The 21,395-nt window shown below is 72.1% G+C and carries 20 protein-coding genes; 14 read left to right on the top strand and 6 right to left on the bottom strand.

The features are described from left to right. Positions 1 to 16 precede the first annotated feature (16 nt). The 3 genes from BLT97_RS34165 to BLT97_RS34155 all read left to right on the top strand — a co-directional run bounded on the left by BLT97_RS34165 (position 17) and on the right by BLT97_RS34155 (position 2,758). On the top strand, positions 17 to 1,018 hold the full coding sequence (locus BLT97_RS34165) for a ketoacyl-ACP synthase III (protein ID WP_093617376.1): 1,002 nt from the start codon (positions 17 to 19) through the stop codon (positions 1,016 to 1,018). A 67-nt stretch (positions 1,019 to 1,085) separates the two neighbouring features. Continuing rightward, positions 1,086 to 1,334 (top strand): acyl carrier protein, encoded by a 249-nt coding sequence (locus BLT97_RS34160; RefSeq protein WP_093617374.1) that lies wholly within the window; start codon positions 1,086 to 1,088, stop codon positions 1,332 to 1,334. Positions 1,335 to 1,483: 149 nt separating this feature from the next. Further along, positions 1,484 to 2,758, top strand: coding sequence for a beta-ketoacyl-[acyl-carrier-protein] synthase family protein (locus BLT97_RS34155; RefSeq protein ID WP_093617372.1), 1,275 nt, complete (start codon positions 1,484 to 1,486; stop codon positions 2,756 to 2,758). A 102-nt stretch (positions 2,759 to 2,860) separates the two neighbouring features. On the opposite strand, the gene BLT97_RS34150 is transcribed toward BLT97_RS34155, so the two are convergent. Then, on the bottom strand, positions 2,861 to 3,355 hold the full coding sequence (locus BLT97_RS34150) for a DUF3145 domain-containing protein (protein ID WP_093617370.1): 495 nt from the start codon (positions 3,353 to 3,355) through the stop codon (positions 2,861 to 2,863). 320 nt (positions 3,356 to 3,675) lie between these two features. On the opposite strand from BLT97_RS34150, the gene BLT97_RS34145 reads away from it, so the two are divergent. Beyond that, entirely contained in the window at positions 3,676 to 4,593 is a 918-nt protein-coding gene (locus BLT97_RS34145; protein WP_176953990.1) for an SGNH/GDSL hydrolase family protein, read from the top strand. Positions 4,594 to 4,663: 70 nt separating this feature from the next. Here BLT97_RS34145 and BLT97_RS34140 read toward each other — a convergent pair whose 3' ends face one another. Further along, positions 4,664 to 7,147 carry a beta-glucosidase H gene (locus BLT97_RS34140; RefSeq protein ID WP_093617368.1) on the bottom strand — a complete coding sequence of 828 codons (2,484 nt, stop codon included), beginning with the start codon at positions 7,145 to 7,147 and terminating at the stop codon, positions 4,664 to 4,666. A gap of 85 nt (positions 7,148 to 7,232) precedes the next feature. Here BLT97_RS34140 and BLT97_RS34135 point away from each other — a divergent pair, with 85 nt between their 5' ends. Continuing rightward, positions 7,233 to 7,586 (top strand): VOC family protein, encoded by a 354-nt coding sequence (locus tag BLT97_RS34135; protein WP_093617366.1) that lies wholly within the window; start codon positions 7,233 to 7,235, stop codon positions 7,584 to 7,586. Positions 7,587 to 7,598: 12 nt separating this feature from the next. Continuing rightward, on the top strand, positions 7,599 to 8,168 hold the full coding sequence (locus tag BLT97_RS34130; protein ID WP_093617364.1) for a TetR/AcrR family transcriptional regulator: 570 nt from the start codon (positions 7,599 to 7,601) through the stop codon (positions 8,166 to 8,168). 34 nt (positions 8,169 to 8,202) lie between these two features. Here BLT97_RS34130 and BLT97_RS34125 read toward each other — a convergent pair whose 3' ends face one another. Next, positions 8,203 to 8,595 (bottom strand): RidA family protein, encoded by a 393-nt coding sequence (locus BLT97_RS34125; RefSeq protein WP_093617362.1) that lies wholly within the window; start codon positions 8,593 to 8,595, stop codon positions 8,203 to 8,205. A 21-nt stretch (positions 8,596 to 8,616) separates the two neighbouring features. Further along, positions 8,617 to 9,447 carry an NAD(P)-dependent oxidoreductase gene (locus BLT97_RS34120; RefSeq protein ID WP_093617360.1) on the bottom strand — a complete coding sequence of 277 codons (831 nt, stop codon included), beginning with the start codon at positions 9,445 to 9,447 and terminating at the stop codon, positions 8,617 to 8,619. A gap of 99 nt (positions 9,448 to 9,546) precedes the next feature. Here BLT97_RS34120 and BLT97_RS34115 point away from each other — a divergent pair, with 99 nt between their 5' ends. Continuing rightward, on the top strand, positions 9,547 to 10,479 hold the full coding sequence (locus BLT97_RS34115) for a LysR family transcriptional regulator (protein ID WP_218137344.1): 933 nt from the start codon (positions 9,547 to 9,549) through the stop codon (positions 10,477 to 10,479). Between the two features lie 6 nt (positions 10,480 to 10,485). Here the strand turns inward: BLT97_RS34115 and BLT97_RS34110 are convergent, their stop codons facing one another. Both BLT97_RS34110 and BLT97_RS34105 read right to left on the bottom strand, forming a co-directional pair. Continuing rightward, the gene (locus BLT97_RS34110) at positions 10,486 to 11,097 is read right to left on the bottom strand and encodes a LysE family translocator (protein ID WP_093617356.1); all 612 of its coding nucleotides are present in this window, start codon (positions 11,095 to 11,097) and stop codon (positions 10,486 to 10,488) included. Between the two features lie 31 nt (positions 11,098 to 11,128). Beyond that, positions 11,129 to 11,959, bottom strand: a complete 831-nt coding sequence (locus BLT97_RS34105; RefSeq protein WP_093617354.1) for an EI24 domain-containing protein — start codon at positions 11,957 to 11,959, stop codon at positions 11,129 to 11,131. 160 nt (positions 11,960 to 12,119) lie between these two features. Here BLT97_RS34105 and BLT97_RS34100 point away from each other — a divergent pair, with 160 nt between their 5' ends. From BLT97_RS34100 to BLT97_RS34070, 7 genes are all read left to right on the top strand, one after another. After that, entirely contained in the window at positions 12,120 to 13,673 is a 1,554-nt protein-coding gene (locus tag BLT97_RS34100; RefSeq protein ID WP_093617352.1) for a right-handed parallel beta-helix repeat-containing protein, read from the top strand. 6 nt (positions 13,674 to 13,679) lie between these two features. Then, positions 13,680 to 15,026, top strand: a complete 1,347-nt coding sequence (locus BLT97_RS34095; protein WP_218137343.1) for an MFS transporter — start codon at positions 13,680 to 13,682, stop codon at positions 15,024 to 15,026. A gap of 93 nt (positions 15,027 to 15,119) precedes the next feature. After that, positions 15,120 to 16,301 carry an ROK family transcriptional regulator gene (locus BLT97_RS34090; protein ID WP_093617350.1) on the top strand — a complete coding sequence of 394 codons (1,182 nt, stop codon included), beginning with the start codon at positions 15,120 to 15,122 and terminating at the stop codon, positions 16,299 to 16,301. A 99-nt stretch (positions 16,302 to 16,400) separates the two neighbouring features. Further along, positions 16,401 to 17,441: an enolase C-terminal domain-like protein gene (locus BLT97_RS34085; RefSeq protein ID WP_143041430.1), complete on the top strand. Its 1,041-nt coding sequence runs from the start codon at positions 16,401 to 16,403 to the stop codon at positions 17,439 to 17,441. Beyond that, positions 17,438 to 18,178 (top strand): SDR family NAD(P)-dependent oxidoreductase, encoded by a 741-nt coding sequence (locus BLT97_RS34080; protein WP_093617346.1) that lies wholly within the window; start codon positions 17,438 to 17,440, stop codon positions 18,176 to 18,178. The genes BLT97_RS34085 and BLT97_RS34080 overlap by 4 nt, the downstream gene beginning before the upstream one ends. A gap of 108 nt (positions 18,179 to 18,286) precedes the next feature. Continuing rightward, positions 18,287 to 20,839: a M14 family zinc carboxypeptidase gene (locus BLT97_RS34075; protein WP_245769701.1), complete on the top strand. Its 2,553-nt coding sequence runs from the start codon at positions 18,287 to 18,289 to the stop codon at positions 20,837 to 20,839. 199 nt (positions 20,840 to 21,038) lie between these two features. Beyond that, positions 21,039 to 21,371: a hypothetical protein gene (locus BLT97_RS34070; protein WP_093612150.1), complete on the top strand. Its 333-nt coding sequence runs from the start codon at positions 21,039 to 21,041 to the stop codon at positions 21,369 to 21,371. The last annotated feature ends 24 nt before the right edge of the window (positions 21,372 to 21,395 follow it).

Below are 21,395 nucleotides of genomic sequence, written 5' to 3'. Positions count from 1 at the left end.
AAGGAGCTCAAGAGCAATGTCGAAGATCAAGCCGAGCAAGGGCGCGCCGTACGCCAAGATCATGGGCGTCGGCGGCTACCGGCCCACGCGGGTCGTGCCCAACGAGGTGATCCTCGAGACGATCGACTCCTCCGACGAGTGGATCCGCTCGCGCTCCGGCATCGCCACGCGTCACTGGGCGAGCGACCAGGAGACGGTCGCCGCCATGTCGATCGAGGCCTCCGGCAAGGCGATCGCCGACGCCGGGCTCACCGCCGACAAGATCGGCGCGGTCATCGTCTCGACCGTCTCGCACTTCAAGCAGACCCCGGCCGTCGCGACGGAGATCGCCGACAAGCTGGGCACGCAGAAGGCCGCCGCGTTCGACATCTCGGCCGGCTGCGCGGGCTTCGGTTACGCGCTCACGCTCGCCAAGGGCATGATCGTGGAAGGCAGTTCGCCGTACGTGCTCGTCATCGGCGTCGAGCGCCTGAGCGACCTGACCGACCTGGAGGACCGCGCCACGGCCTTCCTGTTCGGCGACGGCGCGGGCGCGGTCGTCGTCGGCCCCTCGGACGTGCCGGACATCGGCCCGACGGTGTGGGGCTCGGAGGGCGACAAGTCCGAGACGATCAAGCAGACCGTGCCGTGGACGGACTACCGCGACGGCGAGGTCGAGAGGTTTCCTGCGATCACGCAGGAGGGCCAGGCGGTCTTCCGCTGGGCTGTGTTCGAGATGGCGAAGGTCGCCCAGCAGGCGCTGGACGCGGCCGGGATCAGCGCGGACGACCTGGATGTCTTCATCCCGCACCAGGCCAACATGCGGATCATCGACTCGATGGTGAAGACTTTGAAGCTGCCGGAGCATGTCACGGTCGCCCGTGACATCGAGACCACCGGCAACACCTCGGCCGCCTCGATCCCGCTCGCCATGGAGCGACTCCTGGCGACCGGGGAAGCCAAGAGCGGCGACACCGCGCTCGTCATCGGCTTCGGGGCGGGTCTCGTCTACGCAGCCACCGTCGTTACCCTCCCCTAGGCACCCCGCGCGGACCATTCCGCACGGGACCCTGCCACCTCACTGATACACAAGAAGGAGCGCCAACATGGCCGCCACTCAGGAAGAGATCGTCGCCGGTCTCGCCGAGATCGTGAACGAGATCGCCGGTATCCCGGTCGAGGACGTCCAGCTGGACAAGTCCTTCACCGACGACCTGGACGTCGACTCGCTGTCCATGGTCGAGGTCGTCGTCGCCGCCGAAGAGCGCTTCGACGTCAAGATCCCGGACGACGACGTCAAGAACCTGAAGACCGTCGGCGACGCCGCGGACTACATCCTGAAGCACCAGGACTGATCACCGTCCTGTCGCATGGCCCCGGGCCGGCCCGCAAGGGCCGCCCCGCAGGGCAGCCCGCGAGGGCCGTCCGCCGGGCCGGCTGACTGCCGCCTCCCGGCGGTGGCGCCGTTGATTCACGACCCTCTACACGTGGAGAAAGAATTCCTGTGAGCTCGACCAATCGCACCGTGGTCGTCACCGGTATCGGCGCAACCACACCGCTGGGTGGCGACGCAGCATCGACCTGGGAAGGTCTCGTCGCGGGCCGCTCGGGCGTCAAGCCCCTGGAGGGCGAGCGCTTCGCCGAACTGCCGGTCCGTATCGCCGCGCCCGCCGCGGTCGACCCGGGCGAGGTCCTGCCCCGCCCGCTCGCCCGCAAGCTGGACCGCTCGGCGCAGTTCGCGCTGATCGCGGCCAAGGAGGCCTGGGCGGACGCCGGTTACGAGGGCAAGGCCGGCGAGGAGGAGTCGAAGATCGCCCCCGAGCGTCTGGGCGCCGTCATCGCGTCCGGCATCGGCGGTGTGACCACGCTGCTCGACCAGTACGACGTGCTCAAGGAGAAGGGCGTACGCCGCGTCTCCCCGCACACCGTCCCCATGCTCATGCCCAACGGCCCCTCCGCGAACGTCGGTCTGGAGGTGGGCGCCCAGGCGGGCGTGCACACCCCGGTCTCGGCCTGCGCGTCGGGCGCCGAGGCGATCGGCTACGCCGTCGAGATGATCCGCACCGGCCGCGCCGACGTCGTAGTCGCCGGCGGTACCGAGGCCGCGATCCACCCGCTGCCGATCGCCGCCTTCGCCAACATGATGGCGATGTCCAAGAACAACGACGAGCCCACCGCGGCCTCGCGTCCGTACGACAAGGCCCGTGACGGCTTCGTGCTCGGCGAGGGCGCGGGTGTCGTCATCCTCGAGTCCGAGGAGCACGCGAAGGCCCGTGGCGCGAAGATCTACTGCGAGGTGATCGGCCAGGGTCTGTCCGCCGACTCGCACCACATCGCGCAGCCCGAGCCGACGGGGCGCGGTGTCGCCGCCGCCGTGCAGAACCTGCTCGACACCTCCGACCTGAAGCCGGCCGAGCTCGTGCACGTCAACGCGCACGCGACCTCGACGCCGCAGGGCGATGTCGCCGAGATCAAGGCGCTGCGCAAGGTCCTCGGCGCCGACCTCGACCATGTGGCCATCTCCGGCACGAAGTCGATGACGGGTCACCTGCTCGGTGGCGCGGGCGGCATCGAGACCGTCGCGACCGTGCTCGCCCTGCACCACCGTCTCGCGCCGCCGACGATCAATGTCGACGAGCTCGACGAGGAAGTGGCGGCGGACGGGGCCGATGTGGTGCGCGGTGAGGCGCGGGCGCTGCCCGAGGGCACGATCGCCGCGATCAACAACTCGTTCGGGTTCGGTGGGCACAACGTGGTGTTGGCCTTCCGCACCGTCTGATCCGCTTGCTTCGTACGAAGAGGCCCACCCGATGCGTTCGGGTGGGCCTCTTCGTGTGTACGGGTCAGCTGCGCGGTTCAGATGTACGGGGTCCTGCGCAGCTCAGACCACTTGGTGGAGCCAGCGGACCGGGGCGCCCTCTCCCGCGTATCTGAAGGGCTCCAACTCGTCGTCCCACGGCTTGCCCAGGAGCTTTGCCAGTTCGGACTCCAGGTCGCTCTCGCCGCCGCGTGAGCGCGTGAGGGCCGCGCGCAGGCGGTCCTCCGGGATGAGGATGTCGCCGTGGATGCCGGTCACCGCGTGGAAGATGCCCAGCTCGGGCGTGGAGCTGTAGCGCTCGCCCTCCGCCGTGGCGCACGGCTCGGCCGTGACCTCGAAGCGCAGCTGCTGCCAGCCGCGCAGCGCGGAGGCCAGCTTGGAGGCGGTGCCCGCCTCGCCCTGCCAGGAGAACTCCGCACGCCAGGTCCCGGGGGCCGCGGGCTGCCTGATCCAGTCGAGCGTCACTCGGCCGCCCAGCACCCCCGCGACCGCCCACTCGACATGCGGGCACAGCGCGCGCGGTGCGGAGTGCACGTACAGGACTCCACGTGTCGTCACCGGTACCTCCAGGGTGGGGCGAGGGTTGCGGCCTCGCACCTGGCCGGGCAGTTGGCGGGAGTTTCGCCAAGATTCCCGAGGAAATCCAGGACATCCACGGAATTGATGAAACTCCCCGAAAGGGGACATTTCTGACGTGATGTAATTTACCGGAACCGGGTGAGCGCCCTGCGTCCGGGTCGGCTGCAGCAAAACTACCGTGCGGTGCGGGCCCGAGTGTGACGTACCGTCGGGTCCAGGTCCTGGAAACGGCGGGCATTCACCCGGCAGGGCGCCGGTGCACGGCGCCCGAGGGTGGACGGGCGAGAGAGGGGACGACTGTGATCCGGAGCGGGTTCCGTGTCCGCGGCGCGGCCGCAGCGGCGAGCGCCGCCGTACTCGCGACCGTGCTGCTCGGCTGCGACGCCACCGGGGGCAACTCCCCGACGCCGCAGGGCGCCCCGGCCGCCAGAAGCGCCAAGCCCTCGCCCTCGCCCACTCCCACCTGGGACACGAGCCCGGAGTCGGTGGCGGCCGTGGGCGATTCGATCACGCGCGGCTTCGACGCCTGCCAGGTCCTCTCGGACTGCCCGGAGTCGTCCTGGGCGACCGGCACCGACCCGGCCGTGAACAGCCTCGCGGTGCGGCTGCTCGGCAAGGAGGCGGCGGCGACGCGCAGTTGGAACTTCGCCCGGACGGGGGCGCGCATGAGTGCGCTGCCCGAGCAGATGAAGCAGGCGGCCGAGAAGTCACCCGAGTTGGTGACGGTCCTGATGGGTGCGAACGACGCCTGCCGGGGGACGGCCGCCGCGATGACCTCCGTCGCCTCCTTCCGTGCGGACTTCGAGGACGGGATGCGCGCGCTGCGCCGCGAGCTGCCCAAGACGCAGGTGTACGTGGCGTCCATCCCGGATCTGACCCGGCTGTGGTCGCAGGGCAAGGGCAATGCGATGGCCAAGCAGATCTGGAAGCTGGGCATCTGCCAGTCGATGCTCGCCGATCCCGACGCGCTCGACGATCTCGCGGTGCAGCGGCGCGGGGACGTGCACGCGCGGGTGGAGGCGTACAACAAGGTCCTGAAGGACGTGTGCGCCGAGGACGAGTACTGCCGCTACGACGGCGGGTCGGTGTTCGGCTACCGCTTCGGGCCGGGGCAGCTCAGCAAGTGGGACTGGTTCCACCCGAGCCGTGACGGGCAGGCGCGGCTCGCCGAGCTGGCGTTCACCGCCGTGACCGCGGAGCAGTCGCCCGGCGAGTGAGGGAGCGGGAGGGGCCCCACGGCGAAGGGCCCCCGGCGAGGGCCCCTCGCCCCCTCAGGGCGAAGGCCCCTCACGCCTCGAAGGTCACGCTCAGCCTGCCGTCCGTGAGGGAGCGGCCGGCCGTCAGCGTGTAGCCGCCCTTGCGGTACGCCCACGCGCCCGCACTCTCGTCCCAGGTCTCGAACGCCCGCCGCGGCAGCGGGATCCGCACCTCGACGCTCTCCCCCGGGGTGGCCGTCACGCTCGTGAAGGCGGCGAGGGCGCGGGCCGGGCGTGCGACGGAGTCGTCCGCGGGTGGTGTGAGGTAGAGCTGGACGGTCTCGCGGCCCGTGCGCGCACCGATGTTGCGGATGAGGACGGTGGCCTCGTCGGGCGTGGCCTGGAGGCTCTCGTACGCCCAGTCGGTGTAGCCGAGGCCGTGTCCGAAGGGGTACGAGGGGGTGGCGCCGGCCTTGTCCCAGGCGCGGTAGCCGATGAACACGCCCTCGTCGTAGGAGAGTTGGCCGTCCGCGTTCGGCGTGACCTCGGTGACGGGGGCGTCGGCGAGCGGGCCCCAGGTGGTGGGCAGGCGGCCGCCGGGCTCCTCGGCTCCGGTGAGGACGTCGGCGAGTGCGGCGCCGCCCTCCTGGCCCGGGAACCAGCTCAGCAGCACGGCGGCGACCTCCTCGCGCCACGGGAGCTCCACCGGGGAACCGGAGTTGACGACCACGACGGTGTTCGGGTTGGCCGCCGCGACGGCCCGTACGAGGTCGTCCTGGCGGCCGGGCAGGCGCAGGTCCTTGCGGTCGAAGCCCTCGGACTCGACGCGGTCGGTGGTGGCGACGACCACCACGGCGGTGTCGGCGGCGGCCGCCGCACGGACGGCTTCGGCGATCAACTCGTCCGGGTCGCGGCGGGGTTCGGCGTGCGAGAGGCAGAGCGCGACGACCTCGATCGGGATGCCCTCGATCTTCGGCGGGACCACGTCCAGGGAGACCTCGACGGGCACGCCGGCCGTCAGCTGCACGGTGCCGCGCTCGGTGGGCGCGCCGAGGAAGGCCTCGAAGGGGTCGCCGTCGACCGTCATCCCCTGCTCGCCGTCGAAGAGCTGCCGGCCGCCGACGGTCAGCTTCAGACCGCCGAGGCCGCGGGTGCCGAAGCGGTGGGCGCCGTCGACGCGCGGCGTGAAGGTGCCGGTGATCTCCACGCGGGCGAGTTCCTGGTACGTGACGCCCTCGGGGAAGCCGCCGCCGAACCACTGGATCGCCCCGTCGGCCAGCGGCGCCTCGCCGAGCACCCGCCCGTCGGCGTCGCGGCAGACGGCGCGCAGCGCGAACCCGGCGCTCGCGACGCCCAGTTCCTCGCTGGGCTCGGCCCCCCGCGCGTACGAGACCGCCATCTCGCCGAGCGCGGCGGTGAGGCCGTCGAGCGGGGAGACGATCCGGCGCGGGAAGACGGTGGCGGAGCCGCCGCCGAGGACGCGGGCGTCGCGTGCCGCGGCGCCGATCAGGGCGACCGTGCCGGTGCCGGACAGCGGCAGGATGCCCCGCTCGTTGCGCACGAGCACGAAGGAGCGGTGGGCGATCTCGCGGGCCAAGGCCTCGCCGTCGACCGGCTCGGGCAGTTCGGTGACGGCGGGCTCGGCGCCGTCGAGCGCGCCGACGCGGGCGGCCAGCCTCAGGACCCGGCGCACCGCCTCGTCCACGGCCGCCTCCTCGACCCGTCCGTCGCGTACGGCTTCGGCGAGTGCGGGACCGTACACCGTCATCGGGCCGGGCATCGCGACGTCGAGCCCGCCGTGGATCGCGCCCACGGTGTCGCGGGCGGCCATCCAGTCGGAGATGTTGAACCCGTCGAAGCCCCACTCCTCGCGCAGGATGCCGTTCACGAGGGCGGCGTTCTCGGTCATGGTGATGCCGTTGACCGCGTTGTAGGCGGTCATGATGCCCCAGGGTGCGGCCTGCTTCACGATGGCCTCGAACGGCGCCAAATAGAGCTCGCGCAGGGCGCGTTCGGAGACCCGGTTGTCCACCGTGAAGCGGTCGGTCTCGGCGTCGTTGGCGACGAAGTGCTTGACGGTGGTGCCGACCCCGCCGGACTGCACGCCGCGCACATAGCCGGTGCCGATCTCGCCGGTCAGATACGGGTCTTCGCTGTACGCCTCGAAGTGCCGTCCGCCGCGCGGGGAGCGCTGAAGGTTCACCGTCGGCGCGAGCAGCACGTGCACGCCCTTGCGCCGCGCCTCCTGGGCCAGCAACTGGCCTGCCCGGTAGGCGAGTTGTGGGTCCCACGCGGCCGCGAGCGCCGTCGGGGACGGCAGGGCTATGGAGGGGTCGTCGGCGCTCCAGCGCACGCCCCTCACACCGATGGGCCCGTCGGACAGCACCAGCGACGCGAGGCCGATCTCGGGGAGCGCGGGCAGGGTCCACATGTCCTGGCCGGCGAGCAGGCGGGCCTTCGTGTCGAGATCGAGCTTGCCGAGCGCGGCCTCCACGACCGCCTCGGCGCCGTCCGTGTACCTCTGCTCAGCCACTGCCGTACCTCCTCGTGAGACGCACCCCTGACTGCGGTCCATCCTGCACGGGTTGCCTGGCGGACGGTAGGTTTCGTTATCCAGCGGTTATCCGCGCAGGCGGACGCGCTGATCTAGGCTCACGCCCATGGCACTTGAATGGGAACAGATCATCGTCGACTCCGCCGACCCCGTCGCGCTCGGGCGCTGGTGGGCGGAGGCGCTCGGCTGGGTGGTGGTCGACGAGACCGAGGAGATCATCGAGATCCGGCCCGAGCCGGACCGGATGCCGGGTCTGCTGTTCGTGCCCGTCCCCGAGGGCAAGACCTCGAAGAACCGGTTGCACCCCGACTTCCGCCCCGACGACCAGGAGGCCGAGGTCGCCCGGCTCCTCGCCCTCGGCGCCCGGCGCGCGCCCGGCGTCCAGGAGAAGCAGCACTGGGTGACGCTCCTCGACCCGGAGGGCAACGAGTTCTGCGTCCTGGCCGAGCGGCAGAGCTGAGCGGCGGCGGGGATGGCGGCCGGGAACACCCACCGTCCGCGAAGTGACCGGCGGCGCGCGGAGATCGTGCGGGCCGCACTCGAAGTGATCGCCGAGCGCGGCTACCGCGGCGCGTCCCTGGCGGCCGTCGCCGAGCGCGTGGGGCTCACCCAGCAGGGGCTGCTGCACCACTTCCCCACGAAGGAGGCGCTCCTGGTCGCCGTCCTGGAGGACCGCGACCAGTGGGACGCCGCGATCCCGCGCCGCGACTGGCGGCTCGAACTCCTCACCTCGCTGGTCGAGTACAACGCGATGCGCCGCGGGATCGTGCAGACCTTCTCGGCGCTGCTCGGCGAGGCCGTCACGGAGGACCACCCGGCGGCCCCGTACTTCACCCGGCGCTACGCGGACGTGCGCGAGGACCTGGCGGCGCTGCTGCGCGCCGAGTTCGGCGACCGCCTGCCGTCGGGGCTCACGCCCGAGCGCGCCGCGCCCTTGCTCGTGGCCGTGCTCGACGGGTTGCAGTACCAGTGGCTCCTCGACCCGGACAGCGTGGACATGGCGGCCGCGTTCCAGGACTTCCTGGTGCTGCTCGGGGAGTGAGGCCCGGGCGGTTCCGGCCTGTTTTGGGGGGCTCTTACGACCGGCCCGCCGGCAGTGCGGCCACCACCTCCACCTCGATCTGCGCCCAGTCGAGGAAGAGCTTCGACACCTCGACCGTCGTGCTCGTGGGCGGGGTGCCGGGGAAGCAGGCGCGGCGGACGGCGCCGTACTCGGCGAGACGGGAGATGTCCGTCAGATACGTGCGGATGTTGATCACGTCCGCGAGGCTCGCGCCGTGCGCCTCGAGGATCGCGCCGATCGCCTCGAAGATCCCGCGGCTCTGCGCGGCGAGGTCGGGGCCCTCGGCCACCTGGCCCGAAAGCTGCAACAGGGCGCCGCCGCCGGGGAGTTCGACCCGGGCGACCTGCGAGTAGTACGGGCTGAGCGGGGCGGGGGCGGTGGGCGGGTTGTCGAGGGTGATCTGCATGGTGGAGCTCCTTCGGGATTCTCAGTTCTCGGCCGTACGGATACGGGTCACCGCGGCCGCGATGTCCTCGTGGGCCAGGTCGGGGTGGGCCGCGAAGTGCTCGCGGACGGCTTCCAGCGCGGGCAGGTGCGCGACCGAGGTGGCCAACCCGGCGTCCTTGACCGCGAGTTCGACCGCGAAGTGGACGTCCTCGGCGAAGGCGCGGGGCACCGCACCGCCGAGCGCGCTCCGGCCGAGCGCGGCCTTCGCCGTCTCCTCGGGGACGCCGAGGGCGTCCGCGAGCCGCATCGCCTCGCCGACCAGGGCCACTCCCCCGAGCACGGCGGTGTTCACGACGAGCTTCAGGGCGGCGCCGGTGCCGGACGGGCCGGTGCGTGTGACGGTGCCGAGCGCGGACAGCACGGGCTCCACCGCATCCGCGTCGCCGCCCGCGAGGAGTCCGAGTGTGCCGGCCCGCGCCTTGTCGGTGCTGCCCAGGACGGGTGCGTCGACCAGGGCGACCTCCTTCGGCAGCCCGGCCGCCACCTCCCGTACGAGCTCGGGTCCGACGGTGGACAGTTCCACCCAGTGCGCCCCCGGCCGCAGTGCGGGCCCGATCTGCCGGGCGATCTCCCGTACCGCCTCGGGGGTGGCGAGCATGGTGAGGACCACGTCCGCGTCCCGCACGGCCTCGGCGGGCGAGGCGGCGAGGCGGGCGCCCCGGGCGACGAGGGGTGCGGCGCGGGATGCGGTGCGGTTCCAGACGGTCAACGGGTGGCCCGCGGCGAGCAGCCGGCCCGCCATGGGGGCGCCCATGTGCCCGAGTCCGAGGAAGGCGAGCCGTGGTGTGCGGGGGTGTTCCTGCTGGTCCATGCCTCGACGCTAGGCGCGGGCCGGTGGATGCGACAAGCGAATGTCTTGCATGCCGACCATGCGAGAATCGCATGGCAGCAGCCTGCCCCGGAGGTGCCCATGTCCACTGAAGCCCACGAGCTCTCCACCGCCTGGCTGCGGGTCTTCCTGGCGGTGGCGCGGCTCGGCTCGTTCACCGAGGCCGCCCGGACGCTCGGCTACACGCAGTCCGCCGTCTCGCGCCAGATCCAGGCCCTGGAGTCCGCGCTGGGAGAGGGCGCGCTCTTCGACCGGCTGCCGCGCGGGGTGGCCCCGACGGAGCGCGGACGCGTCCTGCTGCCGCGCGCCGAGGCCGTCCTGGCCCAACTGGAGGGCGTACGGGAGGACTTGACGGCGCTGCGGGAGGTGAGCGGCGGTCGGCTGCGGGTCGGGGCGTTCCCGACGGCGGGCGCGGCGCTCGTGCCGCGGACCGTCGCCGCGTTCCAGGAGCGCCACCCGGACGTCGAGTTGACCGTCGCGGAGGGCCTGACCGGCGCACTGCTCGGGCGGCTCGACCGGGGCGAGCTCGATCTGGCGGTGGTGTCGTCGACGGGCGGCGCGGTGCCGGAGGCGTACGCGCTGGAGAAGGTGGTGGACGAGGCCATGTACGCGGCCGTGCCCGCGGGGCACCGGCTCGCACGGCGGCGCCGCGTACGGCTTGCCGAACTGGCCGACGAGCCCTGGGTGTCGGGCAGCACGGCGACGGAACGCAGCCTGCTGCACCCGGCGGTACGCGAGGACTTCCGCCCGCGCGTGGCCTATGTCGCGGCCGAATGGATCGCCAAGCAGGGGTACGTGGCCGCCGGGCTCGCCGTCGCGCTCATCCCCGCGCTGGCGGCGGACGGTGTACGGCCCGACATCCGGCTGCTCGCGGTGCACGAGGAGGACATCCCGCCGCGCGCCGTGTACGCGGCGACCCTGCGCGGACGCACCCCGCCGGCGGCCGCGGAGGCGTTCATACGGCTCCTGCGGGAGACCGGGGCGCGGTTCGGGCGCCGCCTCCCCCGGCCTTAGCGCCGGTCAGCGCGAGGGCGCGAACGCGAGGCTGACGCCCAGGCCCGCGAGGACCGAACCGATGGCCTTGTTCAGGGCACGCTGCCCGCGCAGCATCACCGTCCGCAGGCGCGAGTGCGAGAAGAACAGCGCCACGGCCGCGAACCACCCCAGGTGTGCGAGGGACATGAACAGGCCGTACGCGCCCTGCTGGAGCACCGGGGTGCCGGGCTGGACGACCTGGGTGAAGGTCGAGACCACGAACAGGGTGGTCTTGGGGTTGAGCACGTTCGTCAGGAAGCCGGAGCGCAGCGCGCCGAACGGCGAGAGCGCGGTGGGCCGTTCGAGATCGAGCTCGACCGGCTTGGCGCGGAAGGTCTTGATCCCGACGTACACGAGGTAGGCGGCGCCGATCAGTTTGATCGCCGTGAACAGCGCCGTGGACGAGGCGATGAGCAGGCCGACGCCCAGCATCGTGTACGTGACGTGGACGAGCACGCCCGCGGCGACTCCGGCCGCGCTGAACAGTCCGGTCGTACGGCCGTGGAGATAGCTGTTGCGCACGACCATGGCGAAGTCGGCGCCGGGGCTGATCACGGCGAGGGCGGTGATGACGGCGACGGCTATCAGTTCTGTCATGGACGGATCCTCGGTCTCGGGTGCACGGGGCTCAACGGGCGCCCGGATGCTGGACGTCGGGGCCCGCGAGGGCGGTGTCCCCGGCGGTCCCGGAGCCCTCGTCCTCGCCCTCGTCGCCGTCCTCGCCGAGCAGGTCCCGCACCATCAGGGTCGCCCCCGCCACCGCTCCCGGCATCAAGAAGACCGCGACGAACGGGATCAGGAACGACACCGCGAGCGGCACCCCGAAGCCCCAGATCAGCAGCCGCCGGGAGCGCATCATGACCAGCTGCTCGCGCACCTCGACGCGGCGGCGCTGGAGGGCGACCGAGGTCAGCTCCTGCGTGAGGAAGAAGCCCGTGACACCGAAGCCGATCGCGGGGACGACGGTCTGGCCCAGGAACGGGATGAAGCCGAGCGCGAAGAGCAGCACGGCCCAGGCGGCGGCGCGCACGACGATACGGAGGCTGTCGCGGGCGGAGATCCACAGCTCGCGCAGGAGCGGCAGGCCCGACTCGGGCGCGGTGCCGTCCGGTGACTTGTCCTTGTCGACCTGCTCGGACAGCGACTCGTAGAAGGGCTGCCCGATCAGCAGGGTCACCGCGGTGAAGGTGATCACGGCGAGCAGCAGGCCGAGCGCGAACACCAGGAAGACCAGGAAGCCGCGGAAGACGGCGAGCCAGGCCTCGGACCAGTCGTCGGCGAACGGGGTGGCCCAGGCCACGAAGTCGTCGGCCCCGTAGGCGAGTCCGATCAGCGCACCCACGTACAAAACGAGGGTGATCAGGCCGGGCAGCAGCCCGAAGCCGAACCAGCGGCCGTGGCCCGCCACCCACCGCTGGCCCTTGAGGAGATAACCGAACCCGGTTCCGAGATCGCGCATGCGGCCCAGCGTACGGGGCGGCTGCGGCAGCGCCCGACTCGTCCGGAAGGCTCCGCAGTTTTGTGGTGCGCGCATTGCAGGTGTGTGGCGAAGCGTGCGCGAACCCTTGACGAATACCTCTCGGACTTATTTTCTTTCCGCACAAAACTAGGAGGTGACCGTGTTCCGCCCCTTCGCCCTCGCCCTCGGCCTGTGTGCCGGCTTCGCCCAACTCGCGCTCGCCGCACCGGCCTTCGCGGCAAGCACCACCTACTACGTGGACTGTTCGGCCACGACGAACGGCACCGGCACCCAGTCCGCCCCGCTCAATTCGATGCCCGCCGCCAACGCCCTGGCCCTGGGCGCCGGCGACTCGGTCCTCTTCAAGCGCGGCACGACCTGCAAGGGGCAGCTGTACGCCCGCCACTCGGGCACCGCCACCGCGCCGGTCACGTACGGGAGTTACGGCACCGGGCCCGCCGCCCGTATCGACGCGAACGGCAACTACGCCGCCGTATGGCTCAAGAACGCCTCGTACGTCACCGTGCAGGACCTCGAACTGACCGCGCCCGGCGACAACACGACCGCCCGGCGCGGGGTGTGGGCGCAGGCCGTGGACTCCGGGGACCTGACCGGGGTCGTATTGCAGCGCCTGAACATCCACGACGTACGCGGAGTGCTGCCCTCGACGACCGGCGGGACGATCTCCAACGGCAAGTACGGGGGCGCCTCGGGCGGCATCGTCGTCGAGGCGCTGGGGAGCACGACTCCCTCGTCGTTCAAGGACATCCGGATCCGGAACAACACCATCGCCTCGGTGGACCGGGCCGGGATCTACTTCTGGTCCAACTGGTGCCGGCGGGCCGACCTGGTGGGCTTCTGGTCCTCCTGGTGCACCGCCGCCTGGCACCCGCACACCGGCGCGGTCGTCGAGGACAACACCCTGTCCGACATCGGCGGCGACGGGATCGCCGTCAAGTCCAGCAGCAACGCGCTGGTGCAGCGCAACACGCTCGCCGGGTTCAACGAGCGGGCCGGATCGCCCAACGCCGGAATGTGGACGGCCAACAGCGACTACGTCACCTTCCAGCACAACAAGGCGTCCGGCGGCAACACCACCAGGGACGGCCAGGCCTACGACGTCGACCACTCCACGAACCACGTGACGTTCCAGTACAACGTCAGCCACGACAACGACGGCGGCTTCTTCCTGCTCTGCCCGTACGGCGCCGATGTGCCGGGCAACGCCAAGGACTTCGTGATCCGCTACAACCTGTCCGTGAACGACCACGCCCGCACGTTCCACGTGTGCAGCGGCGGTCTCGTCCGCGGACGGATCCACAACAACACGATCCAGCTGCCCGCCGACTCCGGCCACCAGATCGTCCTGGAGAGCGCCACGAAGGACGGGGCGCTGGACGTGGCCTTCACCAACAACCTGATCCGCGGGGCGGGTTCGGGCTCGTCCGCGTGGACGCTGAACGACTCGGCGTTCCGTATCGACCACAACCTGATCCACGCGGCCGCGGTACCGCCGACCGCGACCCACACCCTCACCTCGGCGCCCCTGCTCGCCGCGCCCTCCACCACGTCGTCCGACCCGGCCGACTTCAAGCTGCTCACCGGCTCCCCCGCGCTGGGCGCCGGCGCGGCCGTCGCCGGCGACGGCGGCCGTGACTTCTTCGGCACGACTCCCGCCAACCCGCCGTCCATCGGCTTCCACGAAGGACTCTGAGGCCCCATGACCACCACCGACTCCGCCGCAGCCCCGGCAGCCGCCGGGGGCCTGACCCCGAAGCGGGCGAGATACACCCGCAAGTGGACCCCGCGCATCGTCGCCTTCGGCGAGTTCATCGACGGGTACGACCTGCTCGTCGTGGGCGCGGCCATGATCTTCCTCAAGCCCGCGTTCGGCCTGTCCAGCTTCGAGGTCGGCTGGCTCACCGCCGTCGCCTTCATCGGCGCGGCCGTCGGACTGGTCGTCTTCGGTGATCTGTCCGACCGGTTCGGACGCAAGGTCATCTTCGTCATCAACCTGGTGTTCTTCGTGGCCGCCTCGATCGCCGCGGCGTTCGTCACCGAGGTGTGGCAGCTGATGATCGCGCGCTTCCTCATCGGGGTCGCGGTCGGCATGGACATCCCGACCTCGCACGCGTTCCTCGCGGAGATATCCCCGAAGGCGCGGCGCGGCCGGATCGCGGGTTCGCTGCCCAACGTGATGTGGCTGCTCGGTGCCGTCACCAGCGTGCTCGTCGCGCTCGCGCTGCGCGATGTGGCGGGCGAGAACACCTGGCGCTGGATGTTCGGCTTCGCCGCGGTGCCCGCGTTCGCCGTCCTGATCGCCCGCCAGTTCCTGCCGGAGTCGCCGCGCTGGCTGCGCGCCCAGGGGCGGCACGAGGAGGCACGGCAGGTCTTCGAACTGCTCGGCGTCGAGGAGCCGAAGGCCGCGCCCGCGCCGCCGAAGCGGGATCTGCGCGAGCTCCTGCGTGACGGGGCGGGGCGCCGGCTCGCGGTGGTCGCCGGGTTCTTCGCGTTCAACGCGTTCGGCGGCGCCGTCGCCACCGTCGCGGGTCCGCTGGTCATGACCGCCGCCGGGATCGACGTTGAGCACGCGCTGTACTTCTCGCTAGGCGGCTATCTGATCGGCCTGACCGGTGTCCTGCTCGGCGCGCTGGTCATCGACCGGGTCAACCGCCGCACGCTGGGCATCTCGGCCTGCCTCGGCGTGTTCGTGGCGGGCATGGGCATCGCCTTCCTCGGGCCGGAGAGCGATGCGGCTCTGCTGGCGTTCTGGCTGGCGTACTCGCTGCTCACCTGGTTCGGTCCGGGTGTGCTCGCGTGGGTGTGGTCCTCGGAGGCCTTCCCGACGCAGCTGCGCGGGGTCGGCTCGGGTATCGCCCAGTCCGCGGCCCGTCTGATGGCGGCGCTCAACGTCGCGCTGATCCCCACGATGCTCGACTCCTTCGGCCTCAAGACAGTCGCGATCGCGGCCTGCGCGTACGTTGTGTGCGCGGGTCTGGTGTTCTCGGCTCCCTTCCTGGCCACGACCGGCAGGGAGCTGGAGGAGACCAACGCGCAGCAGGCGTAGGCACGTTGCCGCGTGCAGAAGTCTTTGAAGAAGTCGCGTACAGAAGGTGCGCAGAGAAGGTGCGCACAGAAGTACGGAAGTGAGTGGGGGACCATGACCGGAGCCGGGACCGAGGAGCTGCGCACGCCCGCGGGGCTGCGCCGCACCAACACCGCCGCCGCACTTCAGGCCGTGCTCGGCGAGGGGCCGCTGCCCCGCGCCGACCTGGCCGAGCGGCTCGGTCTCGCGCCCGGCACGGTCAGCCGGATCGTCTCGCCACTCGTCGCCGCCGGTCTGCTGCGGGAGCTTCCCGCGCTGACCGGCGGCGGCGGCCGCCCCCGGGTGCCGGTGGATCTGGTCGCCGGGTCCCGGTATGCGATCGGGGTGCATCTCGGTCGGCAGCGGACGACGGCGGGCCTGGTGGATCTGCGCGGCCAGGTGCATGAGGTGCGCATGCAGGAACGCGGACCCGGTGCGGCCTGCGAACTGATCTCAGGTGTACGGGAGTTGGTGGCCGCGCTCGTGAAGGACGCGGGCCCCGTCCCCGTGCTCGGAGTCGGCGCGGCGACGGGCGGCTGGGTCGATCCTGCCGCCGGAGTCGTCGTCGACAACGAAGCGCTCGGCTGGCGGGATGTCCCGCTGCACGCCCTCCTCAGCGAGGCACTCGGCCCCGGCCTCCCGGTCGTCGTCGACTCGGGTGCCCGCGCGCACGCCACCGCCGAAGTGTGGTTCGGCGGGGCGCGCGGCACCGAGACCTCGGTCCATCTGTTCACCGGCAATGTCATCGACGCGGCCCTCGCGATCGACCGCCGGGTGCTCACGGGGGCGCGGGCGGCCGCGGGGGCGATCGGCCATCTGCCGATCCGTGAGTCCGGGCCGGCCTGTGCCTGCGGGCGGCGCGGTGTACTCCAGGCGGTGGCCTCGGACCGGGCCGTGGTGGACGCGGCGGTGGCGGCGGAGCTGGTCGCGGAGGGTGCGGGGCTCGAGGACGTGGCCCGACTCGCCGCGCCCGGCACGGCCGCCGACGGTCTGCTGCGCGAGAGGGCCCGGCACATCGGCGCCGCCGTCGCCCACCTGGTCGACCTGTTCGACCCCGGGCTCGTCGTGCTGTCCGGCGGGGTGCTGTCGTATGTGGACGAGGTGCGCGCCGAGGCCGCGCGCCGGATCGGGCGCTCCTGGGATCCGGGGTGCGTGCAGCCGACGGCGCTCGGTCCGCACGCGCTGGCGGTGTCGTCGGCGGCTCCGCTGCTCGCGGCGTATTACGCGGATCCGTTGACGTACGAGACCTTCGGCTGACGCCGCGCGACACGCACCCCGGGAGACGCGACCGCGACCCGTGAGCCGCCACCCGCCACCCGCCACCAACTGAGGCCACACGAAAGGAACTTGAGGCACGTGACAGCAGCTCCGCCCGCCTCCGGCCGTGGCACGGCCCTGCACCCCGTCCCGGTCACGGCCCGCACCACATGGCTGCTGGTCCGACAAGGCCCTGGGTGGGGCGAGTTGTCGGACATCCCCGAGGAGGAGGCGGCCCGGATCCTGGCGTCGGGCGCACCGCTCCACTCCGGCTTCGCCGGCCGCACCGTCGCCGGAGGTCTCGCGACGGCCGCGGCGGACGCGGCGGCCCGCGCGGCGGGGCGGCCGCTGGCCGACTGGCTGGCGGACCGCACCGCGGGGACCGTCCACCGGCGGACCCTTCCGCTGTACGCCAACATCAACCGCGCGGTCCGCACCCGTAACCCGGATGCCGCCGCCGCGGTGGCCGCCCGCGCCGTCGCCGCCGGGTTCGGCACGGTGAAGATCGCCCCCTGGGACGCTCTGACCGGACCGGACCGCATCGCCGAAGGGCTGCGGATCGCCCGCGCCGTACGGGACGCGATCGGCGAGGACCGCCGCCTGCTGCTCGACGCCCATCACCTCCTGACCGTCGACGAACTCCTCGTGCACGCCGACGCCTTGGCGGAGCTGCGACCGGGCTGGCTGGAGGACACGGCACAGCTCCACGATCCGCAAGGGCTGCGGAAGGTGCGGGACGCCCTCGGCGTACCCCTTGCGGGCGGCGAGTTCGCGGCCACCGAGGACGAGGTCCTGCCCGCCCTGCGCTCGGGCGCCCTCGACGTCCTGATGCCGGACGTCAAGCACGCGGGCGGTCCGCAGCAGGTGCTGCGCCTCGCCGGTCTCGCGGAGCGGCACGGTGTCGCGGTCTCACTGCACAACCCGAGCGGCCCGGTGGCGACGGCGGCATCCGCCCATCTCTCCGCGCTCCTTGCGCCGTCCTCTCCGCCGCTTGAGTTCATGTTCGGCGAGGTCGCGTGGCGGGCGGAGACGGTCACACCGCACGAGCCGGTCGCCGCGGGGACGTACACCCTGCCGCCCGGGCCGGGCCTCGGCCTCGTACCGGACCTGTCCCATCGCCCCGAGGAGACCACGGCATGACCGACGCGCACCGCTCGGCCCTCGTTCTCGGCGCGGCGGGCGGCGTCGGGCGCGCCTGCGCGGCCCGGCTGGCCGCCGACGGATACGACGTGGTCGCCCTCGACCTCGACGGGTCCGTGGACCGCCTCCCCGACTGCACCGCCCTGGTGGGCGACGCCACCGACCCTGCCGTGCTCGCCCGTGCCTTCGACGCGTGCGCCCGCCCGCCGTCCGTCCTGGTGCACGCGCTCCTCGGCGAGGCCCGCGCCCCGCTCGCGGATCTCACGGCCGAGCAGTGGCACCGGGTCCTGAACGTCTCCCTGGTCTCCGCGTGGCAGGCCGCCGCCGAGCTCGTGCGACGCAAAGGCGAAGGGACCGCGTCCATCGTCCTCGTGGGATCGGTGCACGCGCACGGCGCGGCGCCGGGGATGGCCCCGTACGCGGTCGCCAAGGCGGGGCTCGGCGCTCTGGCCCGCGCCGCGGCTGTCGAGTGGGGGCCGCTCGGCGTCCGTACGAACGTCGTCGAACCGGGCTTCGTCGCGGTCGAGCGCAACGCCCACCGGTGGGGCGACCCCGCCGAACGCCGGCGCATCGAGGCGGCGTACCCGCTGGGGCGGCTGTGCCGGCCGGCGGAGATCGCCGAGGCCGTGGCGTTCCTGGCGGGCCCCTCGTCCTCGTACGTCAACGGGGTCGCTCTGCCGGTCGAGGGTGGGGCGCTGGCGTATCTGCCGGAGGTGCATGTGCCGCGCCGGCCGTGACAGCGCGTACGGAAGCGGCCTCCGCCGACGTCAAGACCCTCTTGTTGCAGGCGAGTTGAGAGGGTAGACACCGCGTACCTGTCAAAGATGAGGATCGCGGAGGTACGCGTGGGCATATCCAGACCCGTTCCCGTCCTGCTCATCGGCGCCGCTCTGACCACCACGCTGCTCGTGCCGGCCGGCGCGCAGGCCGAGCCGCGGCCCGAGCCTTCGCCGGTGCGCGGGGCGGAGGAGCGGGGCGGCAAGGCCGCGAAGTCCCCGGAGAGTTCGGCCGAGCGCGCCCTTCAGGGGCTCAGACCCGACTTCTCGCACACGGGCGGCTATCCGCGCGAGCGCCGGCTGCCCGTGATGCCGGAGAACCCGGCCGACAAGTCCCTCAAGCTGGGCCTGACGCCGTACCACGCGATCGCCCCGAAGCTGAACGCCCTGCAGAAGCTGGGCGACCGCGTGAGCGTGGAGATCGCCGGGCGCAGCGCGGGCGGGCACCAGCTGTATCTGGTGACCGTGACCTCGCCGGAGTCCGCGCGCGAGGCCCGCGAGCAGGAGCGGATGCGCGAGCGCATCGAGAACGCGCCCGCAAGTGCCGCGCGGGACAAGGAGATCAAGGCCGAGTACAAGACGCCGGTCTTCATCAACAACAACATCCACGGCAACGAGTGGGAGGGCACGGACGCGGCCCTGAAGCTCATCGAGCGGCTCGCGACGGCGAAGGACGCGCAGACCGAGGACCTGCTCGACCGCTCCCGCGTCTACATCAACGTGACGGCGAACCCCGACGGGCGGATCGTCGGCACCCGCGCCAACTCCAACGGCTTCGACCTCAACCGCGACTTCGTGACGGCCTCGCAGCCCGAGACGCGCGCGATGCGCCAGATCGCCATCGACAAGCAGCCGGCCGTGATGATCGACCTGCACGGCTATGTGAACGGCACGCTGATCGAGCCGACCACGCCCCCGCACGGCGAGAACTACGAGTACGACCTCTTCCTCAAGAACACCTACGCCAACGCCCTCGGCATGGAGGCGGCGGTCAACGGCCTCGGCTACACGGAGGCGAAGGACGGGGTGAAGCCCGCGCAGATCCCCTTCCGCGACTCGGAGGAGGGCTGGGACGACTGGCCGCCCATCTTCACGCCGCAGTACATGCCGTTCCACGGCGCCACGGCCGCGCACACCATCGAGTTCCCGATGCAGGTCAACAACCGGGCATACGACACGCTTCCGGTCGAGGAGCTGCGCCGGCGCTCGGCGATCAACACGGACATCGCGGGCGCCGCGATGGACGCGACGCTCGACTTCGTGCGGGAGCGCGGCCGTTCGCTGGTCGCGGACCAGATCGAGACCTTCCGCCGCGCCGACGCGGGTGAGGCGCAGGTGCCCGTCTCGGAGGAGACCGTCCCGGGCGTGCCGGGCATCGGCCCCGAGGACGTCTACACCACCGACTTCCCGCGCGCGTACGTGATCCCGGCGGCGGGACGCGGTCAGCGCTCGGCCACGGCGGCGGCCCGCCTCGTGGACCATCTGCTCGCGAACGACGTGCGGGTGGAGCGCGCGGTACGGGACTTCCGCATCGGATCCCGGACCTACCCGCGCGGTTCGTACCTGGTCGACCTGGAGCAGCCCAAGCGCGGCATGGCGAACGTGCTGCTCGCGGACGGCCGCGACATCAGCGACAAGGTCTCGGTGATGTACGACATCTCGGGCTGGAGCCTGGGCCGGCTGTGGGGCGCCTCGGTCGACGTGGTGCGCGACGGCCGCCTGGACGTCCCGCGCACGCCGGTGCGCTCGGCCTCCTCGGCCGCGTATGTGGCCCCGTATGGTGATCTGCGGCTGCGCCTGGACGACCCGCAGGAGGTCGCGGCGCTCAACTCCCTGCTCGCGGACGGCATTCAGGTCCGCAGGGCGGCGGACGGGTCCGCGCTCGTGCCGGGTTCGGCGCGGGGTGCGGCGCGTGCGCTCGCCCATGAGTACGGCGTCTCCTTCGCCGCGACGCGCGAGCGCGGCTCCGGCGTCTTCGCGCGCACGCGGGTGGCGGCGGCCGTCACGCCGGGCGAGCTCTTCGCCCTGCGCGAGATGGGCTTCGAGGTCACCCCGGTGTCGACCGCGGCCCTGAACGCGGGCTTCGACTGGTCCGGCACGGACGTCCTGATGGTGTCGTCCGGCCTGGACCACGGCGCCCTGAACACCGCGGCACGCACGGCGCTCGACGCCTTCCTCGCGGACGGCGGCGGCGTGGTCGGCCTCGGCGAGACGGGGGCCGCGCTGACCTCGGCCACGGATCTCCTCGCGGCGAAGGCGGTGGCCGGCAACGGGGACGCCAACGGTGTGGTGCGGGTGACGAACGCGGGCGGCGGCTCGGTGACGGCCGGGGCACCCGGGCACACCTTCGTCTACTCCCCCGTCTGGTTCACCGACCTGGGCCCCGGGGTGCGCGTCGAGCAGGCATACGGCACGGGCAACCCGCTGGTCTCCGGGCACTGGCGCGCCCTGGAGGACGGCACGGGCGGGCCCGGGGACGCGGCGGGCCGCGCCTCGGTGGTGAGCGCCTCCGCGGCGGATGGCGCGCGCGTCTACCTCTTCGGCACCGAGCCGCTGTTCCGCGCCCACCCGAAGGGGGTGTATCCGCAGATCGGACGGGCGCTGCTGGGCGCCGCGGGCTGAGCCCGCGGGCCCGGCAGCGGGCCCGGCGACGGGCCCGGCGACGGGACGATTCGCCCGCATCGGACACGTCGCGGATCAGTGACTCGTGTGTCACAGGTTCGTGATCGTCGATCACCCCGCGTTGCCTCCCCCGGACGGCTGTTGATAAGCATGGATTCCGCATACATCGATCAATGGACATCCGTCCGGGGGAGGCCCGATGAAGTTCGACATGGGTGCGTCCGTGCTGTCGAATCTGCGGTCGCAGTCGCAGACGTCGAGTGACGATCTGGGGTCGCTGATCCGTCAGTTGATCGCTGCGGCGCAGCCGCTGGAGGGCAAGTTCAACGGCTCCGGCAAGGCGGCATTCGACGCGTTCAAGAACAACTCGGACGAAATCACCGCGGCGTTGAACGGCGCGCTGTCGGCGATCCTGGGCGGCCAGTCCGGCATGGACTCGGCCTTCGGCACCGGTGACCAGGAGTCGGCCGACAACGCCCGCCAGAACATGGCCGCCGCGAACTTCGACGCCGCCCGCTTCGGCGGACGCTGAGACTGGGGGATCTGACCGTTATGG

Origin of the sequence: Streptomyces indicus (genome assembly GCF_900100315.1) — a bacterium.
Taxonomy (GTDB): domain Bacteria; phylum Actinomycetota; class Actinomycetes; order Streptomycetales; family Streptomycetaceae; genus Streptomyces; species Streptomyces indicus.
This window is presented reverse-complemented; position numbering and strand designations above follow the sequence as displayed.